General features: G+C 68.0%; 1 pseudogene. It reads left to right on the forward strand.

Features of this window, described 5'->3' with window-relative positions:
* Positions 1-14: 14 nt before the first annotated feature.
* Positions 15-278, forward strand: a pseudogene (locus tag EN857_RS34500) (glycosyl transferase family 1); the annotation flags it as partial.

A 278-nucleotide genomic window follows, 5' to 3' on the forward strand; every position in this document is an offset into this window, starting at 1 on the left:
CGGCCTCCCCCACATTGGCCATCGACGTCACCGGGCTGATGTTGTGGCCGGCCGGCAAGGGCCTGGCGGGCATTCCGCGCGTGGAGAGCTTTCTCGTCAACGCGGCGCTGGCGGATCCCGATCCTTGCGTGGAGGTGGTGGCGTTCAGGCCGAACGAGGGCAAGTTTCGGCCGCTTGCCCCCTATGAACTGGATCACGTCGCGACGGGCCGGATTTCACCGCACCGCGCCAAACAGTGGCCGGGAAGACGCACGGCCCTGTCGCAGGCTTTGGCTGCG

Source organism: Mesorhizobium sp. M4B.F.Ca.ET.214.01.1.1, from assembly GCF_004791545.1.
GTDB classification, from domain to species: domain Bacteria; phylum Pseudomonadota; class Alphaproteobacteria; order Rhizobiales; family Rhizobiaceae; genus Mesorhizobium; species Mesorhizobium abyssinicae.